The following is a 15,742-nucleotide window of genomic DNA, read 5'->3' as shown; positions in this document are numbered from 1 at the left end:
TTTCCGGTATCTGGCGATATTCTGGAAAAAGTGGTGAGCCCGACAGGATTCGAACCTGTGACCCACTGATTAAAAGTCAGTTGCTCTACCAACTGAGCTACGGGCCCACTGCACTTGGCGGCTAACTAGGGGTGGTGGCGGACGGGGTCAACCCACGAAATGCCCGGATGAACAGGAAAAATGCGAATGGCCGCAAATTGTTCAAAATGCCCGGTGGAACGGAAAATATAAGTTGGAATTGTGCGAGATGTCGCGTGGGGCAAATTCTCGCCACGCTGTCCATTGATTTGATTTCAAGGGAAAAAGTGGTGAGCCCGACAGGATTCGAACCTGTGACCCACTGATTAAAAGTCAGTTGCTCTACCAACTGAGCTACGGGCCCACTGCACAGGGCGGCTAACTAGGGGCGGCGACTGTTGTGGTCAAGCGGAAAATCACGACCTCTGGAAAAAACATTCGGGCCAGCGTATGTGAGCGATCATGGAACAGCAGCAAAACCTGGACAGGCACGCGCCCTGGCCCTTCATGAAGATGCATGGGCTTGGCAATGATTTCGTGGTCATCGACGGTCGCAAGACCGGCGGTGGGCCGGGCAGTGCCGTGATCGCGGCCATGGCCGACCGGCATTTCGGCGTCGGATTCGACCAATTGGCCGTCATCCTGCCCTCGGATCAGGTCGATGCGCGGCTGGTCTTCTATAATGCTGATGGCTCGATTTCGGCCGCCTGCGGCAATGCCACGCGCTGCATCGCGCGTCATTTGCTGGACGAATCAGGCGCGAAAACGCTGCGTCTGGCCACTGATCATGCGGTCCTGATGGCCGAGGATGCCGGAAACGGCCTGACCCGCGTGAACATGGGGCCGCCGGTGCTGGACTGGGACCGCATCCCCTTGGCGCAGGATATCGACACGCTGCATCTGCCGATCGACGGCGATCCGGTCGCGACCGGCATGGGCAATCCGCACATGACCTTCTTTGTCCCCGACGTCTCCGGCATCCATCTGGAGCATTTCGGCCCCATCCACGAGAATCACCCGCTTTATCCGCAGCGCACCAATGTGGAAATCGTGCAGGTCGTCTCGAAGGACGAGATCATCCTGCGCATCTGGGAACGCGGGACCGGGATCACCTGGGCCTCGGGGTCGTGTTCCTGCGCGGCAGTTGTCGCCGCGGCACGGCGCGGGCTGACGGGTCGCCGGGTCAAGGTGAACGTGCCCGGCGGCGTGCTGGAAATCGACTGGCGCGAGGACGGGGTCTGGATGACCGGCCCGACCGCGCATGTCTTTGACGGGGTGTGGCGCGGATGAAGGATCAGGCGAACACTCCGGTCTTTGCGACACTTGGCTGTCGGCTGAACGCCTATGAGACCGAGGCCATGCGCGAAATGGCCGATGCGGCGGGGCTGAAAGGCGCGGTGATCGTGAACACCTGCGCCGTCACCGCCGAGGCCGTCCGCAAAGCCCGGCAGGAAATCCGCCGCCTGTCGCGCGAAAATCCCGGCGCGCCGGTGATTGTCACCGGCTGCGCGGCCCAGACCGAACCCGAGACTTTCGCCGCGATGCCCGAAGTCTCGCGCGTGATCGGCAACCATGAAAAAATGCAGCCCGCGACCTGGACCAGCATTCAGGCCCCCGACCTGATCGGCCAGACCGAAAAGGTGCAGGTCGATGACATCATGTCGGTCAAGGAAACCGCGGGCCATCTGATCGACGGTTTCGGCCGCCATCGTGCCTATGTGCAGGTCCAGAACGGCTGCGACCACCGCTGCACCTTCTGCATCATTCCTTACGGCCGTGGCAATTCGCGCTCGGTCCCTGCGGGCGTCGTCGTCGACCAGATCAAGCGTCTGCGCGATCGCGGCTTCAACGAAGTCGTGCTGACCGGGGTCGATCTGACCTCATGGGGTGCCGACCTGCCGGGCCAGCCGAAACTGGGCGATCTGGTCATGCGCATTCTGCGGCTGGTTCCCGATCTGCCGCGCCTGCGCATCAGTTCGATCGATTCGATCGAGGCCGATGAGAATCTGATGCTGGCCATCGCCAGCGAACCCCGCTTGATGCCGCATCTGCATCTGTCCTTGCAGGCGGGCGACGACATGATCCTGAAACGGATGAAGCGCCGCCACCTGCGCGACGACGCCATCCGCTTCTGCGAGGATGCGCGCAAGCTGCGTCCCGGCATCGTCTTTGGTGCCGATATCATTGCCGGTTTCCCGACCGAAACCGAGGAAATGTTCGAGAACAGCCTGAAGCTGGTCGATGATTGCGGCCTGACCTTCCTGCATGTCTTTCCCTATTCCGCGCGCAAGGGCACGCCCGCCGCGCGGATGCCGCGTGTCGCCGGTCCCGCGATCAAGGAACGTGCGGCCCGTCTGCGCGCCAAGGGTGATGCGGCATTGTCCAGCCATCTGCAGGCACAGATCGGCCAGACCCGTCTGGTCCTGACCGAAGGCCCGCGTCTGGCCCGGACCGAGCACTTCACCGAAGTCTCCTTCGACCGCGACATGCCCGAAGGCTCGCTGATCGAAGTCGCGATCATCGGCCATGACGGGCAACGGCTGATCGCCTGAATCCTGCTGCCGGGGCGCATGTCCCCGGCCGCGAATGGCCGATATGCCACGCGAAATTGCGCCACACCCATCCATTTCGACAGGTAGGTGAACAATTTCTTGCTGCATGGCAGCATGGCCAATAATTCTTTGCGGATGACGCTTCTTTACACACATCCGTCGGGATTTCGGCATGTTACGCCACCCAGCCACCCCGAACAGGTGGCAAGGCTTGACGCCGTGGAAAAAGCCTTGGCCGATCTGGAGCTTGACCGCCGCGACGCCCCCGATGCCACGGATGACGACATCCTGCGCTGTCATCCGCTGGCCTATCTGTCGATGGTGCGACGCAAGGTCCCGTCCGAAGGCTGGACCATGCTTGATGCCGATACCTACCTGTCGCCGGGCAGCCTGATCGCCGCGCGCCATGCGGTTGGCGGCGTCTGCGCGGCGGTGGATGCGGTGCTGGCGGGGCAGGGACGCAATGCCTTTGTCGCCATGCGCCCGCCGGGGCATCATACCGAACGCGCCCGTCCCATGGGGTTCTGCATCTTCAACTCGATCGCCATCGGCGCGATGCGGGCGCTGGATCACCACGGTCTGGACCGGGTGGCAGTGCTGGATTTCGATGTCCATCACGGCAATGGTACGCAGGATCTGCTGTGGAATGAACCGCGTGCCTTTTTCGCCTCGACCCATCAGTATCCGCTGTATCCCGGGACCGGCGCGGCCAGCGAACGCGGCGCCCATGACCAGATCATGAATGTCCCCCTGCATTCTGGCACCGATGGCGGCCCGGCCCGCGACGCTTGGGCGGCAATCTGCGCGCGTGTCGTCGACTGGCAGCCGCAGCTGGTTCTGGTCTCGGCCGGGTTCGACGCGCATGTCGATGATCCGCTGGCCTCGCTGGCCTGGGACGAGGGCGATTTCGGCGCAATTACGCGGATGATCTGCGACGCGGCGGCTGCATGTTCGGCCCCGGTGGTATCGGTCCTCGAAGGCGGTTATGATCTGGCCGCTTTGGGCCGCTCGGCGCGCGTCCATGTCCAAGTTCTGAGGGAGACGGCCGCATGACCGGGATCGAAAACATGTCCTTCGAGGAAGCCATGCGCGAGCTTGAGGCGACCGTCGGCAAGCTTGAGCATGGTGAGGCCACGCTTGAGGAATCGATCGCACTTTACGAACGCGGTGCGGCGCTGCGCGCCCATTGCGACAAGGTCCTGCGCGCTGCCGAGGAACGGGTCGAGAAAATCACCCTTGCCGCCAATGGCCAGCCGACCGGCACGGTCCCCGTCGAGGGGCTGTGATGCAAGCCCGCCTTGAGGATGTGAAGGCGCAGGTCCAGACCGCGCTTGATGAGGCCATGGCGCATCTGCCGCCGGGCGAGCTTTCCGACGCGATGCGCTATGCCTGTATCGGCGGCAAGCGGCTGCGCGCCTTTCTGGTCATGGAATCGGCGCGGCTTTTCGGCCTGTCCGACCGCGAATCCCTGCCCGTCGCCGCCGCTGTCGAGGCGCTGCACGCCTATAGCCTTGTCCATGACGATCTGCCGTCGATGGATGACGACGACCTGCGCCGCGGCCTGCCGACCTGCCATATCCAATGGTCCGAAGCGACCGCCATTCTGGCCGGCGACGCGCTGCAGACGCTGGCCTTCGGTCTGCTGACCGAAGCCCAGATCGGTGGCCCGGAAACCCGCCTGTCGCTGATCCGCGCCTTTGCCGAGGCTGTTGGTGCGCGCGGCATGGTCTGGGGTCAGGCACTGGACATCGCCGCCGAAACCGCGATCCAGCCGCTGGACATCATCGCCATCAAGCGGCTGCAAGGCGCCAAGACCGGCGCGCTGATAGTGTTCTCGGCCACCGCAGGCGCGATCATGGCGGGTGAGGACACCGCTGCCCTGACCGAATATGCCCGCAATATCGGCCTCGCCTTCCAGATTCAGGACGACATTCTGGACGTGACCGGCAATGAGGCTGAGACCGGAAAACGCCTGAACAAGGACGATGCCGCGGGCAAGGCGACCTTTGTTTCGCTGCTGGGCCTTGACGGCGCGCAGGATAAGGCGCGCAAACTGGTCCGTGCCGCCGAGGCCGCACTTGAACCCTATGGCGACGATGCCGGAAACCTGCGCCAACTTGCGCGGTTTATCATCGAACGCGACGCCTGAAATTCCAGACGAAAGGGTCAGCCATGAGCCAGACCGACCAACCCGACCGCCCCGCGACGCCGGTGCTTGACCGTGTCAGCCTGCCCTCGGACATGAAGGCGCTGACCGACCGAGAGCTGATCCAGCTGGCCGACGAACTGCGCGCCGAAACGATCAGCGCCGTGTCCTGCACCGGCGGCCATCTGGGCGCGGGGCTGGGCGTCGTTGAACTGACCGTGGCGCTGCATGCCGTGTTCGAGACGCCCCGCGACAAGATCATCTGGGACGTGGGCCATCAATGCTACCCGCACAAGATCCTGACCGGGCGTCGCGACCGCATCCGCACCCTGCGCACCGAAGGCGGGCTGTCGGGCTTCACCAAGCGTTCCGAAAGCCCCTATGACCCGTTCGGGGCCGGGCACAGCTCGACCTCGATCAGCGCGGCGCTGGGTTTTGCGATGGCGCGCGAATTGGGCGGCGATCCGGGCGATGCGATCGCGGTGATCGGCGATGGCGCGATGACCGCCGGCATGGCCTTTGAGGCGATGAATAATGCGGGCGATCTGGGCAAGCGCCTGTTCGTAGTGCTGAACGACAATGAAATGTCGATTGCGCCGCCGACCGGGGCACTGTCGCGCTATCTGACCCGGCTTTATGCCGAACGTCCACTGCAGGATCTCAAGGCCATGGCCAAGGGCGCGGTGGGCTTCCTGCCGCCGACCCTGCAAGAGGGTGCGCGCCGTGCCAAGGAAATGCTCAAGGGTATGACCATCGGCGGCACCCTGTTCGAGGAACTGGGCTTTTCCTATGTCGGCCCGGTCGACGGCCATGACCTGACCCAGCTTCTGCCGCTGCTGCGCACCCTGCGCGAGCGCGCGACCGGCCCGGTGCTGATCCATGCGGTGACGAAAAAGGGCAAGGGCTATGCCCCGGCCGAACGCGCCGCCGACAAGGGCCACGCGACCGCGAAATTCGACGTGGCGACCGGCACGCAGGCCAAGGCGAAATCCAACGCGCCCAGCTACACCTCGGTCTTTGCCCGGGCGCTGGTCGATCAGGCGTCGCGCGATGACAAGATCGTGGCCGTGACCGCCGCCATGCCGGACGGGACCGGGCTGAACCTGTTCGCGGAACGCTTCCCACGCCGCTGCTTCGACGTGGGCATCGCGGAACAGCATGCCGTGACCTATGCGGCGGGGCTGGCGGCGGGGGGCATGAAGCCCTTCTGTGCGCTTTACTCGACCTTCCTGCAGCGCGGCTATGATCAGGTCGTGCATGACGTGGCGATCCAGCGCCTGCCGGTGCGCTTTGCCATCGACCGCGCCGGGCTGGTTGGTGCCGACGGTGCGACCCATGCCGGGGCCTATGACATCGCCTTCATGGCGAACTTGCCCGGCATGGTCGTCATGGCCGCCGCCGATGAGGCCGAGCTGGTCCATATGGTCGCCACCGCCGCTGCCCATAATGACGGCCCCATTGCCTTCCGCTATCCGCGCGGCGAGGGCATGGGCGTCGAGATGCCGGAACGCGGCACCCCGCTGGAAATCGGCAAGGGCCGCGTCATCTGCGAAGGCAAGCGCGTCGCCATCCTGTCCTTCGGCACCCGTCTGGCCGAGGTCATGCGCGCCCGCGAGGAGCTGGTGGCGCTTGGCATCCAGCCGACCGTGGTCGATGCGCGCTTTGCCAAACCTCTCGACCGCGAATTGATCCTGCGCCTTGCGGCCACGCATGAGGCACTGATCACCATCGAGGAAGGCTCGGTCGGCGGCTTCGGCAGTCTGGTCGCGCAGCTTCTGTCGGATGAGGGCGTCTTTGATGACGGGCTGCGCTTCCGCCAGATGGTCCTGCCCGACACCTTCATCGACCATGCCAGCCCCGAAGCCATGTACCGCGAGGCGCGCATGTCCGCCCCCGACATCAAGGCCAAGGTGCTGGAAGTGCTGGGCATCGCCCAGATCGCCGAACGGCGGGCGTGACCCGGTCCGGCTGAAACATATTCTCTAACCGTGGCGAAAGCGCACGGACCGACTGACAGGAAAGATCCCTCGATGCTGCGTATCCTTATGACCGGACTTGCGCTGACCCTGCCGCTGGCGCTCAACGCGCAGGAGGCCCCCGCCGCTGCCGCGCCGAAATCGGCCCCGGCAGCTGCACCCGCCCCGGCAGCCGAGGCTGCCAAGCCGGCCGCGCCCGCTCCGGCAGCGGCTCCAGCTGCCCCGGCCCCGGCCCCGGCACAGGCCGCGCAGGCCAAGCCGCCGGAATATCTGCCCAATCTCTACGACGTTACCGTGGTCGAGACATGGGACACGCTGAACGTGCGCGAGACGCCGGACGGGCAGGGCAAGGTCATCGCGACGCTGCCCGCCACCGCCAAGGGGATCGAGCTGCTGGCCCGCGACCGCGAGGGCAAGTGGGGCAAGGTCAATGTCGGCGAACAGACCGGCTGGGTTGCCCTGCGCTTCCTGAAACTGGAACCGGGCATCTGGCAGCCCGCCTCGCTGCCGCAAAGCCTGCATTGCAGCGGGACCGAACCGTTCTGGTCACTGAAAGCCGTGAAATCCGGGCTGGTCTTTTCCGAACCCGACCAACCCGAGCGCCAGCTGGAACTGCGCAAGGTTATGGATCGCGGCATCGAGGGCGAACCGACCCGCGGCCTGATCGCCGGCGACGGCAAGGGCCGGGTCACCGCCTTCATGCGCCCGGCGCAATGCAGCGACGGGATGTCGGATCGTGACTTTGCACTGGCGGTGTCGGTCATCCTTGACGGTCAGGACATGCCGTCGCGGATGCTGACCGGCTGCTGCTCGATCGCGCGCTGATCGTCAGTCGTCAGGGGCGGCCAGCAGCGCCGCCAATCCGCTGCGGTAATCGGGGTGGATCAGGGTAATGCCCAGCTCCTCCTTGATGCGGCGGTTCGAGACGCGCTTGCTTTCGGCATAGAAAGACCGGGCCATCGGCGTCATCTCGGCGGTGGCGAAATCCTCGGCCGGTGGCAGGGGAAGGCCCAGCAGGGTGGCGGCATGGGCGATGACTTCCTCGGGTGGGGCAGGGTCATCGTCGCACAGGTTATAGATCCCGCCCGCGCGCGGGGCCTTGATCGAGGCCAACAGCACCTGCGCGATATCCTCGGCATGGATGCGGGAAAACACCTGCCCCGGCTTCACGATGCGCCGCGCCGTGCCCGCCCGGACCTTGGCGAAGGGGCCGCGCCCCGGCCCATAGATCCCGGCAAGGCGAAAGATATGCAGGGGCAGGCCGCTGGCCGCAGCCAGTTCCTGCCAGCCCTGCTCGGCTGCCACCCGCTCGACCCCGCGACGGGTCGAAGGGGTCAGGGGCGTCGTCTCATCGACCCAGCCACCAGCGTGATCCCCGTAAACCCCGGTCGTCGACAGATAACCCAGCCAGCGCGGCTGGGCGCGGGCGATATCGTCGGCGAACTCGGCCAGGGCAGGGTCGCTGCCCGCTTCCGGTCCGGCCGAGATCAGGATGGCATCGGCCTGTGCGATGCGCTCGCGGATCGCGGGCACATCGCCCGGCCATAGCAGCGGCTCGGCCCCGGTCGCCGCCACGCGTTCGGGGGCGCTGCGGGTCGTGCCGGTCACCTCCCAGCCCTCGGCCCGCAAGAGCGGCGTCAGGAAGCCAGCGGAATAGCCATGGCCAAGGACCAGCATCCTCATGCCCGGCCCCGCAGGATCTCGGCGGCCATTTCAAACGAGCGGTGGCGGGCCTGCTGGTCGTAAATATTGCCGACAAGGATCAGCTCATCCGGGCGGTAGCGGGCGATCAAACCGTCCAACTGCGCGGCGACGGTCGCGGGTGCACCGACAGCGCTGACCGACAACGCCTGCTGAACCGAGGGCAGCACCGCCGCCGGAACCTCCTGCGAGATGTCATCGACCGGCGGAGGCAGCAGTCCCGGAGTGCCCAGCCGCAGCCGGGCAAAGCTGATCATCTGGCTGGTGCGCAACCGCTGCGCCTGCGCATCGGTATCGGCCACGATCACGTTCACCGCCAGCATGAAGCGCGGACGCTCGCCAAAGGGCGTCTGCTCGAAGCGTTCGCGGTAAAGTTGCACGGCCTGATCCAGATCGCCGGGCGCGAAATGGCTGGCAAAGGCATAGGGCAGACCCAGCGCCGCCGCCAGACTGGCACCATAAAGCGACGAGCCCAGAATCCACACCGGAACATTTGTGCCCTGACCGGGATGGGCGGCAACGCGGGCCTGCGGCTGCTCGGGGCCCAGATAGCGCAGCAGCTCGACCACGTCGTTCGGGAAGTCCTCGTTGCGCGACATGCTGCGGCGAAGCGCATGCATCACCGCGCCATCGCCGCCCGGCGCGCGGCCTAGCCCCAGATCGATGCGGTCGCCATGGATGGTGGCCAGCGTCCCGAACTGTTCGGCAATGGCCAGAGGCGCGTGATTGGGCAGCATGACGCCACCCGCGCCGACCCGGATTGTCCGGGTCTGACCGGCGACATGGTTGATCAGCACCGAGGTCGCCGCGCTGGCGATGCCGGGCATATTGTGATGCTCGGCCAGCCAGAAGCGGTGATAGCCCCAGTCCTCGGCGGCCTGCGCCAGCGCCACGGAATTGGCGATGGCCTGACGGGCATCCGAGCCCTCGGCCACGACGGCCAGATCAAGAATGGAAAATTGCATCGGGATCACTCCTTTGCATGTCAGATAGGCGCGCCTCAGCCCGCTTGCCAGTGCCGATGGCGGCTGGCACAGTTCCGGAAAAAGGAGCAGCGCGCATGATGACCGACCATCGGCAATTGCCGGTCGAGACCCCCGAAGTGGCAGGAATGGTCTATTTCGACGACCCCGACGCCGCCGTTGCCCATCTGATCAAGCTTTATGAGCGTGCCTCGCATTTCCTGCTGGACCGTTTCATGGCCACGCTTGAGGGCACGCAGCCGCAGGCCCGCTACCGCGCCTTTTATCCGGAATTGCGGATGATCGTGTCGAGCCATGCCAAGACCGACTCGCGCCTGTCCTTTGGTCATGTCGCGCTGCCGGGCAGCTATTCGACGACGGTGACGCGGCCCGATCTGTTCCGCGGCTATCTGACCGAACAGATCGCCCTGCTGATGAAGAATCACGGGGTCGCGGTTGCCGTGGGCGACAGCGACACACCGATGCCGGTGCATTTCGCGGTGGCGACGCAAAGCACGCTGAATGTGCCGCAGGAGGGCGTTCTGTCCTTCCCGCTGCGCGATGTTTTCGACGTGCCCGACCTGAACACGATGAACGACGACATCGTGAACGGCACCGCCGGGCCGAACCCGGATGGCAGCCATCCGCTGGCGCCCTTTACCGCGCAGCGCGTGGATTACTCGCTGGCGCGGCTGTCGCATTACACCGCGACCCTGCCCGAGCATTTCCAGAATTTCGTGCTGTTCACCAACTACCAGTTCTACGTCGATGAATTCGAGGCCTTCGCCCGCCGCGCCCTTGGCGATCCGGATTCGGGCTATACCGAATTCGTCGCCCCCGGGAACCAGATCCTCGAACGCCCCGAGGATCTGCTGGTCACCGGTGCCAAGACGCCGCAGATGCCCGCCTATCACCTGAAGCGCCCGGATGGTGATGGAATCACGCTGGTGAACATCGGGGTGGGGCCCTCGAACGCCAAGACGGCCACGGACCATATCGCGGTGCTGCGCCCGCATGCCTGGCTGATGGTCGGCCATTGCGCCGGGCTGCGCAACAGCCAGTCCCTGGGCGATTTCGTGCTGGCCCATGCCTATCTGCGCGAGGATCACGTGCTGGACGACGACCTGCCGGTCTGGGTGCCGATCCCGGCCTTGGCCGAGGTGCAGGTGGCGTTGCAGGACGCCGTGGCCGAGGTCACGCAGCTGGAAGGCTATGAGCTGAAGGGCATCATGCGCACCGGCACCGTCGCCACCATCGACAACCGCAACTGGGAATTGCGCGACCAGTCCGGCCCGGTGCAGCGCCTGTCGCAATCGCGGGCAGTGGCGCTGGACATGGAAAGCGCGACCATCGCCGCGAATGGTTTCCGCTTCCGCGTGCCCTACGGCACCTTGCTGTGCGTTTCCGACAAGCCCCTGCACGGAGAGCTGAAGCTGCCCGGCATGGCCACGGATTTCTATCGCACGCAAGTTGCCAATCATTTGATGATCGGAATTCGTGCAATGGAGAAGCTGCGCGCGACTCCGCTTGATCGGATACATTCGCGCAAGTTGCGCTCATTCAACGAGACGGCGTTCCTGTAACGGGCCTGCATGGCGGCTTGTTTCGCAGCGTTTGCTGGGGATAATCCGCCAAAAATGGCTTGCACCCTTCTCAAAAAGCTTGTGTAGCGACGCGCATGCCGCCAAGGTGGCGTCCGAAAATTTCCCGAATGGGAAACAACGAGGAGACAGACTAATGGCTCAGGCCGCTTCCAAACCGATGACCAAGACCCAGCTGGTCGCCACGCTGGCCGAAGAAATGGGCAGCGACAAGAAGACCGCTACCGCTGCGCTGGACGCGCTTTCGGCCGTTGTCGCCAAGACCGTCGCCGATGGCGGCGCTCTGACCCTGCCGGGCATCGGCAAAGTCGCCTGCCGCGCCCGCCCCGAGCGTCAGGTCCGCAATCCGCAGACCCAGGAAATGATGACCAAGCCCGCCGACAAGGTGGTCAAGATCACCATCGCGAAAGCGCTGAAGGACAGCGTCAACGCCTGATCCTTGGCAGATCACAAATTCGGGGCCGTGCAGATCTGCGCGGCCCCTTTTCATGCGCATGCATGCGGGGTTCCGCCGGTCCGCGGGTTTTGCCTTGCGCACGCGCGCTCGTATGGTAGCCCGGCTGTGACGGATTGACGCGAGGGCGGCAGGACATGGATTTGCGGGCAATTACGATGGGGGTCGGGTTCGCGCTGTTCTGGGCCTCGGCATTCACCACGACGCGGATCATCGTCACCGCCGCGCCGCCCCTGACCGCACTGGTCATCCGTTTTGCGCTGTCAGCGGTCATCGCCATTCCGCTGGCACTGGCGATGGGGCAAAGCCTGCGCCTTAGCCGGGCCGAATGGCGCACCGTCATCATCTTTGGCATCTGCCAGAACGCGCTGTATCTGGGTCTGAACTGGATCGCGATGCAGCATGTCGAGGCCTCGGCCGCCGCCATCATCGCCTCGATGATGCCGCTGGTCGTGGCGTTCCTTGGCTGGCTGCTTTACCGCGAGAAATTGCGGCCGATGGCAGTGGCGGGGCTGGTACTGGGCGTCATCGGGGTCTGTGTGATCATGGGCGTGCGGCTGAAGCACGGTCTGGACGTGCCGGGCATGATCCTGTGCCTGATCGCGGTGGTGGCGCTGGCGGTGGCAACGCTGGCCGCGCGTGGCGTCGGCGGCAGTCCCAACATGATGACCATCGTCGCCATGCAGATGGCGGTTGGCGCGGTCACGCTGGCCATTCCCGCCGCGATCATGGAATGGGGCCGCCCCGTCGAATGGAGCGGCCGCCTGCTGTGGTCCTTCCTTTACACGGTGCTGGCGCCGGGAATCGGCGCGACATGGATCTGGTTCCTGCTGGTCGGCCGCGTCGGTGCGGTCCGGGCCGCGACCTTTCACTTCCTGTCGCCGATCTTCGGCGTGGCCATTGCCGCAGCACTGCTGGGCGAACGGTTCGGCGCCTCGGACGTGATCGGCGCGGGCGTGGTGGCGGCGGGCATCCTGATGGTGCAGCTGGCCCGGCTGCCCGCCGCCGCGCCGCCTCAGCCGTCCAGTTCCGCCGTCCGCGCCATCGACGGGCGCGACTGAACCCGACCTGCCCATTCCGCGACGGCGGGGGTGCTTTTCATCACGTCGCCGAAATAGATGAACGGCCCCGCCACCAGCAGATCCGCCGCCGAGAAGCTGTCGCCCAGCAACCAGGGTTGCCGTGTCAGCACCTCGTCCAGCCGCGCCAGCATGGTGGCGTAATCGCGGAAGGTGGCGTCCAGCGCCGGGTGTTTCAGCCCGGTGAACTCCAGAACCGCGACCGGTTCGACCACGCCCTGATACCAGAACAGCCAACTCAGATATTCGCCGCGCTTCGGATCGCCGGGCAGAGGGCCCATGCGCCCCTCGGGGAACAGGTCGGTCAGATACAGCATGATCGCGCCGCGTTCGCGGATATGGTCATGGCCGTTCACCAGATAGGGCACCTTGCCCTCGGGGTGGGGGTTGGCGGGATCGCGCCCGCCCGAGCCGTCCTGACGCGGAATGGTGACATGACGGATCTCGACCTCATCAAGCGCGTCGAGTTCGATCAGCAGGGAAAGGATGCTGGTCGAGCGGCTTTTCGGCGAATGGAATAGGGTCAGCATGCTGGCCTCCTGTTGTGGATGCGGGCAGGATGCGCCATCCCTGCTGACAGAAGGTGACAGTATGTCCCGTACCGACCGGTTGATGCGACTGATGGATGCGCTGCGCCGTCTGCCCGCGCCCGTCACCGCCGCGCGTCTGGCGGACGAAACCGGGGTGTCGCCCCGCCAGCTTTATCGCGACATCGCCACCTTGCGCGCCGGGGGCGCCCTCATCGATGGCGAGGCGGGTCTGGGCTATTCCCTGACCGAGGACCCGGCGCTTCCGCCACAAAGCTTCTCGCGGCTGGAAATCGAGGCGCTGCTGCTGGCCGTCTCCGGCCTGCGGGCTTTGGCCGATGACGCGCTGGCCCGCGCCGGAGAGGACGCGCTGGCCCGGATCATTGCCACCCTGCCGGAATCGCAGGGCCGTCACGCCATGCATGCGACCATGCGCCTGTTCCGGCCCGCCGCCACCCGGCCCGCGCCCTCGGTCGACATGGACCTGCTGCGCCAGTCGCTATGGGAGGAACGCAGTCTGCTGATCGACTATCTGGACCTGAACGACCAGCCCAGCCAACGCGAGATCTGGCCTCTGGGCCTGAGCTACAGCGACAACAGCATGATGCTGCTGGCCCATTGCCGTCTGCGCGAGGATTTCCGCGTGTTTCACGTTCCCCGCATCACACGGATGGAGCGCGGCCCGACCAGCTTTCGCCCGCGTCGGGTCGCGCTGTTGCGTGACTATGTCGGCAGCAGGGCTACTCGGCCGCCAGCGGGGTAAAGATCGCCGTCGAGCGGTCGCAGCGGTAATGCCGCAGATATTCCTGTGCGTGATCGGCAAGGTTGCAGACCGCGTCCAGAATCGCGTCCACCTCGGCGCGGGGTGCGGCCCAGCAAAGGTTCAGGCGGACAAAGCCCGGCTTCTCGATCTCCTCGCCCGCAAGGATCGCGGCGCGCATCCGGTCGGATTCGGCGCGCGAAAGGCCCAGCAGGTGATGGACATAAGGCCCGGCGCAGGCACAACCGCCACGCGCCTGCACGCCGTGCAGGTCCGACAGCATCCGCGTCGCCAGTTGTTGATGGACAAAGCCGCCTTGCCCGTCGCGAACACGGAAGCTGAAGAAAGGCAGGCGCGGCGCGTCCAGATTACCCAGCAACTGAATGCGCGGATGCGACCCCAGCCGTTTCAGCCCCAGAGCCAGCCATTCAGCATTGCGGGTGTCGATGGCATCCTGCCCGACCGCCGCCTTGGTCAGGAAAACCAGCGCCGCGCGAATGTCGCCAACGACGTTGGGCGTCCCGCCTTCCTCGCGCGCCTCAAGCGAGGTCGAATAATCATGCCCCTCGGGCGAGACGAAACGCACCGTGCCCCCGCCGGGCAGGGTCGGGCGACTGGCCGTCACTGCATCGCGGCGCACCACCAGCACGCCCGAGGCCCCCGGTCCGCCGATGAACTTGTGCGGCGAGGCGACCACAGCATCCATCCCCAGACCCATGTCGATCGGCAGATACGGCGCACCGCCCGCATAATCCCAGACCACCCGCGCGCCCGCAGCCTTCAGCAGCGCCGTGACCTGCGCGACATCGGTCAGCGTGCCGGTGACATTCGAGGCCGCCGAGAACGCGCCGATGACCGGGCCTTCCGCTGCTGCCAATGCGGCGCGCAGGGCGTCCAGATCGGGGCCGCCCGTCACGGCTTCGGGGATGTCCACGACCCGCGCCCCGCTTTCGCGCCAGGGCAGGATGTTCGAGTGATGCTCATAGGGGCCGATCAGCACCGTGGTGCCGGGGCCAGCACCCAACAGATGCACCAGCCGGTTGATGCCCTGCGTCGCCCCCGAGCCGGTGAAGATCACCGCATGTTCGGGTCCCGCGCCGACGCATTCCGCAATTGCCGCGCGGCCCGCGCGCCGCAGGCGCGTCATGGTGCCGCCGCAATGGCTGGCCTCGGTATGGCTGTTGGCATACCAAGGCAGGACGTTTTCCATCACCCATTGTTCTATCGAGCGCAGTGCCCGCCCCGAGGCAATGTAATCGGCATAGATCAGCGGACGGGGGCCGAAAGGCCCGTCGATCACCGCATCGCGGCCGATCAACCCGTCATGGATCGTGTGCAGGGGGGTATCGCCCAACTGGGCAAGATAGCTGTCAAAGGGGGGCATGGTCTTCCTCGTACTCCTGACCCATCTTGACCCGGACCGCTTAGATAATCATTTTCGATTTTTGCATCGATCAGGGAATATGGTTGTCAAATGGGCGCGCAGGGGCACGATTTCGATGAAATTGACAACAGGCTTCTAGTGCTGCTGCAGCGCGATGCCAGCCTGTCCCAGCGCGAACTGGCCGAGCGCGTCGGTTTGTCGCAGAACGCCTGCTGGCGGCGGCTGAACCGTTTGACCGAAATGGGCGTGCTGAAAGGCAGCCGCGCCATGATCGATCCCGCTGCCCTTGGGTTGCAACTGACCATCTTCATCATGATCCGCACCCGCCATCACGACGACGCCTGGGCCCGCCGTTTCCGCGCCCGGATCGAGGCTCAGCCCGAGATCATTGAGTTCCACCGCATCGGCGGCGAATGGGATTATATGGCCAAGGCGGTCACCAGCGGCATGGCTGGCTATGACGCGCTGTACAAGCGCCTGATCACGGATATGGATCTGGAACGCGTGACCGGCGTTTTCTCGATGGAAACCATGTTCGAGGGGCGGCCTCTGGTTCCGACGGGTTGATTTTCACGAAATGTT

Annotated in this window: 16 protein-coding genes and 2 tRNA genes; 12 read left to right on the top strand and 6 right to left on the bottom strand. The window is 65.3% G+C overall.

All coding sequences use genetic code 11. From position 1 onward, the window contains the following. Window positions 1-31: 31 nt before the first annotated feature. Window positions 32-107: transfer RNA gene (locus IB235_RS04575), tRNA-Lys, on the bottom strand. Window positions 108-306: 199 nt separating this feature from the next. Beyond that, window positions 307-382: transfer RNA gene (locus IB235_RS04570), tRNA-Lys, on the bottom strand. A gap of 98 nt (window positions 383-480) precedes the next feature. Between IB235_RS04570 and dapF the strand changes: the two genes are divergently transcribed. From dapF to IB235_RS04535, 7 genes are all read left to right on the top strand, one after another. Continuing rightward, window positions 481-1,308 carry a diaminopimelate epimerase gene (dapF, locus tag IB235_RS04565; protein ID WP_192335820.1) on the top strand — a complete coding sequence of 276 codons (828 nt, stop codon included), beginning with the start codon at window positions 481-483 and terminating at the stop codon, window positions 1,306-1,308. Next, window positions 1,305-2,570, top strand: a complete 1,266-nt coding sequence (gene mtaB, locus IB235_RS04560; RefSeq protein WP_192335819.1) for a tRNA (N(6)-L-threonylcarbamoyladenosine(37)-C(2))-methylthiotransferase MtaB — start codon at window positions 1,305-1,307, stop codon at window positions 2,568-2,570. The genes dapF and mtaB overlap by 4 nt, the downstream gene beginning before the upstream one ends. Window positions 2,571-2,705: 135 nt before the next feature. Continuing rightward, window positions 2,706-3,623, top strand: a complete 918-nt coding sequence (locus tag IB235_RS04555; protein ID WP_192335922.1) for a histone deacetylase family protein — start codon at window positions 2,706-2,708, stop codon at window positions 3,621-3,623. After that, window positions 3,620-3,856 (top strand): exodeoxyribonuclease VII small subunit, encoded by a 237-nt coding sequence (locus tag IB235_RS04550; RefSeq protein WP_155038396.1) that lies wholly within the window; start codon window positions 3,620-3,622, stop codon window positions 3,854-3,856. Before IB235_RS04555 ends, IB235_RS04550 begins: the two co-directional genes overlap by 4 nt. Beyond that, window positions 3,856-4,719 carry a polyprenyl synthetase family protein gene (locus IB235_RS04545; protein WP_192335818.1) on the top strand — a complete coding sequence of 288 codons (864 nt, stop codon included), beginning with the start codon at window positions 3,856-3,858 and terminating at the stop codon, window positions 4,717-4,719. The genes IB235_RS04550 and IB235_RS04545 overlap by 1 nt, the downstream gene beginning before the upstream one ends. Before the next feature lie 23 nt (window positions 4,720-4,742). After that, window positions 4,743-6,674 carry a 1-deoxy-D-xylulose-5-phosphate synthase gene (gene dxs / locus IB235_RS04540; RefSeq protein WP_192335817.1) on the top strand — a complete coding sequence of 644 codons (1,932 nt, stop codon included), beginning with the start codon at window positions 4,743-4,745 and terminating at the stop codon, window positions 6,672-6,674. 72 nt (window positions 6,675-6,746) lie between these two features. Continuing rightward, window positions 6,747-7,517 carry a COG3650 family protein gene (locus IB235_RS04535; RefSeq protein ID WP_225612037.1) on the top strand — a complete coding sequence of 257 codons (771 nt, stop codon included), beginning with the start codon at window positions 6,747-6,749 and terminating at the stop codon, window positions 7,515-7,517. Window positions 7,518-7,520: 3 nt separating this feature from the next. On the opposite strand, the gene IB235_RS04530 is transcribed toward IB235_RS04535, so the two are convergent. Both IB235_RS04530 and IB235_RS04525 read right to left on the bottom strand, forming a co-directional pair. Next, window positions 7,521-8,375 carry an SDR family oxidoreductase gene (locus tag IB235_RS04530; RefSeq protein ID WP_192335816.1) on the bottom strand — a complete coding sequence of 285 codons (855 nt, stop codon included), beginning with the start codon at window positions 8,373-8,375 and terminating at the stop codon, window positions 7,521-7,523. Then, window positions 8,372-9,358, bottom strand: a complete 987-nt coding sequence (locus IB235_RS04525; protein WP_192335815.1) for an LLM class flavin-dependent oxidoreductase — start codon at window positions 9,356-9,358, stop codon at window positions 8,372-8,374. Before IB235_RS04525 ends, IB235_RS04530 begins: the two co-directional genes overlap by 4 nt. A gap of 95 nt (window positions 9,359-9,453) precedes the next feature. Here IB235_RS04525 and IB235_RS04520 point away from each other — a divergent pair, with 95 nt between their 5' ends. The 3 genes from IB235_RS04520 (at window position 9,454) to IB235_RS04510 (ending at window position 12,471) form a co-directional block, all read left to right on the top strand. Then, window positions 9,454-10,938 carry an AMP nucleosidase gene (locus IB235_RS04520; RefSeq protein ID WP_370576823.1) on the top strand — a complete coding sequence of 495 codons (1,485 nt, stop codon included), beginning with the start codon at window positions 9,454-9,456 and terminating at the stop codon, window positions 10,936-10,938. 154 nt (window positions 10,939-11,092) lie between these two features. Further along, the gene (locus IB235_RS04515) at window positions 11,093-11,392 is read left to right on the top strand and encodes an HU family DNA-binding protein (RefSeq protein WP_155038391.1); all 300 of its coding nucleotides are present in this window, start codon (window positions 11,093-11,095) and stop codon (window positions 11,390-11,392) included. A gap of 155 nt (window positions 11,393-11,547) precedes the next feature. Then, window positions 11,548-12,471: a DMT family transporter gene (locus tag IB235_RS04510; RefSeq protein ID WP_192335814.1), complete on the top strand. Its 924-nt coding sequence runs from the start codon at window positions 11,548-11,550 to the stop codon at window positions 12,469-12,471. On the opposite strand, the gene IB235_RS04505 is transcribed toward IB235_RS04510, so the two are convergent. Beyond that, entirely contained in the window at window positions 12,426-13,019 is a 594-nt protein-coding gene (locus tag IB235_RS04505; RefSeq protein WP_192335813.1) for a glutathione S-transferase family protein, read from the bottom strand. The two genes, IB235_RS04510 and IB235_RS04505, sit on opposite strands and share 46 nt — an antisense overlap. A 61-nt stretch (window positions 13,020-13,080) precedes the next feature. Between IB235_RS04505 and IB235_RS04500 the strand changes: the two genes are divergently transcribed. Next, window positions 13,081-13,779 carry a YafY family protein gene (locus IB235_RS04500; protein ID WP_155038388.1) on the top strand — a complete coding sequence of 233 codons (699 nt, stop codon included), beginning with the start codon at window positions 13,081-13,083 and terminating at the stop codon, window positions 13,777-13,779. On the opposite strand, the gene IB235_RS04495 is transcribed toward IB235_RS04500, so the two are convergent. Continuing rightward, the gene (locus IB235_RS04495; protein ID WP_192335812.1) at window positions 13,757-15,160 is read right to left on the bottom strand and encodes an aminotransferase class V-fold PLP-dependent enzyme; all 1,404 of its coding nucleotides are present in this window, start codon (window positions 15,158-15,160) and stop codon (window positions 13,757-13,759) included. The genes IB235_RS04500 and IB235_RS04495 overlap by 23 nt on opposite strands. 90 nt (window positions 15,161-15,250) lie before the next feature. On the opposite strand from IB235_RS04495, the gene IB235_RS04490 reads away from it, so the two are divergent. Continuing rightward, a complete protein-coding gene (locus tag IB235_RS04490; protein ID WP_155038386.1) occupies window positions 15,251-15,727 on the top strand; it encodes an Lrp/AsnC family transcriptional regulator in 477 nt (158 codons plus the stop codon). The last annotated feature ends 15 nt before the right edge of the window (window positions 15,728-15,742 follow it).

The organism is Paracoccus sp. PAR01, assembly GCF_014851995.1.
GTDB classification, from domain to species: Bacteria; Pseudomonadota; Alphaproteobacteria; order Rhodobacterales; family Rhodobacteraceae; genus Paracoccus; species Paracoccus litorisediminis.
The sequence above is the reverse complement of the archived record's forward strand: the minus strand, read 5'-3'. Positions and strand labels throughout refer to the sequence as shown.